The sequence below is a fragment of the Mesorhizobium sp. P5_C1 genome, assembly GCF_054049815.1.
In genome coordinates this window covers 1-2,677 of record NZ_JBFULQ010000656.1, presented here as the reverse complement: position 1 = coordinate 2,677, position 2,677 = coordinate 1, and the positions used below count along the sequence as shown (strand labels likewise).

General features: G+C 61.2%; 2 protein-coding genes and 1 pseudogene. 1 reads left to right on the top strand and 2 read right to left on the bottom strand.

From position 1 onward, the window contains the following. The coding region (locus tag ACXJ7R_RS29485; protein WP_457154903.1) for a class I SAM-dependent methyltransferase at positions 1 to 808 on the bottom strand (808 nt) is incomplete at its 3' end. A 342-nt stretch (positions 809 to 1,150) separates the two neighbouring features. On the opposite strand from ACXJ7R_RS29485, the gene ACXJ7R_RS29480 reads away from it, so the two are divergent. Then, complete coding sequence (locus ACXJ7R_RS29480; protein WP_457154902.1) at positions 1,151 to 2,506, top strand: glutamine synthetase family protein; 1,356 nt, start codon at positions 1,151 to 1,153, stop codon at positions 2,504 to 2,506. Positions 2,507 to 2,512: 6 nt separating this feature from the next. Here ACXJ7R_RS29480 and ACXJ7R_RS29475 read toward each other — a convergent pair. Beyond that, positions 2,513 to 2,677: pseudogene (locus ACXJ7R_RS29475) on the bottom strand (MurR/RpiR family transcriptional regulator); the annotation flags it as partial.

Below are 2,677 nucleotides of genomic sequence, written 5' to 3'. Positions count from 1 at the left end.
CCACGGCCATGATCACGTGGGCCTGAATTTTGGCGGCAATCTCGCCGCGGCCATGTCTGTCCGCAATCGCGGAGGCCGCGCAGTCGGTTGCAGCTTCCAGTTCTCCCACGCCCCTGGCCTCGATTTCGTTGCGAAGAGGAGTTCCCTGACAATAAGCAACGGCCGCATGGCGCGGCGAGGATGCACGGCTCTGTTCGGCCCTCGTCTCGATCATCACACGGGAGAAGCCCGCGTCCTCCAACTCGCTACGGATCAGGGCCGTATCGTGGTAGCCGTGTGGCGTGCGTGCCATAAAGCGCGGCGGATCGTTCGGAAACATCCTTGCGAGAGCATTCGTCACATCATTGGCAAATACATTCTCCTCGAGGCGATCCCATACGTTGAATAGAAAATGACCTCCGGGCTTCAGGACCCGCTTTGCTTCGCGGTAGCCAGACGGGCGGTCGGGAAAGAACATCGCGCCGAACTGACAACAAACGAGGTCGAAGGCCGCATCTTCGAACGGCAGCGCCAAAGCGTCCGCCTGGCGCCATTCGATGCGCCTGTCGGGAGCTTGTTGCGAAGCGGCGTAGTCGAGCATCGGCTGGTTGAGGTCGGTGACGACATAGCTTGCGCTTGTGGACAGTTTTGGCGCCAATGCGCGGGTGACAACCCCGGTGCCCGCGGCGATCTCCAATACGGCACTTGGCGATAGGGACGCTGCTCGTCGAGCAAGATCCGCGGCGAACGGCTCGAAAATCAACGGCACCATATAGCGGTCGTAGTTTTCCGGAATCGAGCCCGCGAACACCTTGTCCGTTTCTGACATCACCACCACCCGCCATCATTCAGAAGCGCGCGAGACTAGCACATAATTGTCGGCCTGGTCGCTTTTGACCGAGAGGCTCCAACAGCATATGCAGCTATGTCGGCGGAGAGCCGCGGCAGTTCTAATGCCCCCTTGGCTTTCCGCTCTCTTGCCTCTATGTTGCGATCGCAGATCGCGCAATTGGTTTTGAAATGCCTCCCGATATCCCGGCTAGTGACTTGAAAAAATAAGAAAAACGCCTGGCAATGGTCAGGTTTCGTTTTCGAAAACTCACGAGCTATTTTTACCAGGGACAGTGTAGCCGATCAGGCTGCGGCACCTTCAAAAACCAGAGGTTACAAATTGAGCGATGCAATTGCGGACGTTTTGAACTGGCTTGAAAGCAGGAACGACATCCAGAGCCTGAGGGCGGCTGTGTGCGACCTCAACGGCGTCATGCGCGGCAAGCGCATCCCGGTCGAGCAGGCGCGCAAGGCGCTCGAAGGCAAGCTGCGCATGCCTTACTCCCTGATCGGCCTCGACATCTGGGGCGAAGACATCGAAGGCAACACGCTGGTTTTCTCGACAGGCGACGCCGACGGGCTTTGCCAATGGACAGGACGCGGCATTCTCCCCGTGGCCTGGACGGCGCATCCGACGGCGCTTGTCCCGCTCTGGCTCGCCGACGAAACCGGCGCGCCGTATCTTGGCGATCCACGGCGGGCGCTGGCCCGCATTCTCGATCGCTACAAGGCCTTGGGATTGACCCCGGTCGCGGCGACGGAACTCGAATTCTACCTCGTCGATCCGCAGTCGCAGCGGCCCGTCGGGCCCGTCTCGCCGGTCACCGGGCGCCGTCTCGATTCCGATGCGGCGCTGTCGATCGATGAGATCGACGACTTCGAATCTTTCATCCACGACGTCTACGAGGCCTGCCGAACGCAAGGCATTCCCGTCGACACGGCTATTGCCGAAAATGGCGTCGGCCAGTTCGAGATCAATCTGAACCACGTCGCCGACGCCCTGCGGGCGGCTGACGATGCCGTATTGTTCAAGCGCACGGTGAAGGGCATCGCCCGCAAGCACGGCTTTGCCGCCTGTTTCATGGCCAAGCCCTATGGCGACCGCGCCGGCAACGGCTTTCACGTCCACTTCAGCCTGACCGACGCCGAGGGGCGCAATGTCTTCGACGACGGCACGGATCAGGGCTCGGAAATTATGCGCCATGCGGTCGGCGGCCTGCTCGCGGCGATGGCCGAGAGCACGCTTGTGTTCGCCCCGCACTTCAATTCATACSGCCGGCTGCGTCCGAGATCCTATGCGCCGACCGCCGTGGCCTGGGGCTACGAGAACCGCATGGTCGCGATCCGCATTCCCGGCGGCCCGACCGGCGCGCGTCGCATCGAGCATCGCGTTTCGGGAGCGGATGCCAATCCCTATCTGGTGCTTGCCGCCATATTGGGCGCCGCACTGATCGGCATTGAAAGGCAGATGTCGCCTGGCGATCCGACCGGGAGCGACGGGCAAGGGCTTGTGCCGGCCAAGCTGCCGCCGGACTGGGCATCGGCGATCGCCAGTTTTGAGAGCGGAACACATGTGGCCGAGATCTTTCCAGCGATCCTGCGCGACTCCTTTGTCGCTTGCAAACGCCAGGAGTTGAATACGTTCGCCCTCAATGTCAGCGACTTCGAGATCGAGACCTATCTGGAAAGCGTTTGAAGCATTTTACGAGGACAGCTCGGCCTTCAGCACCGAGACCGCCACTTCGCTGTTGTGGACATACTCGTTGGCGTCCGGCTGCCTCTGCACCAGCAGGATGAACAGAAGGTCGGTCAGCGCCAACTGTGCGTCGCGCGCGGTGATGGAGGATGAGCGCGCACGCTCCTCGTC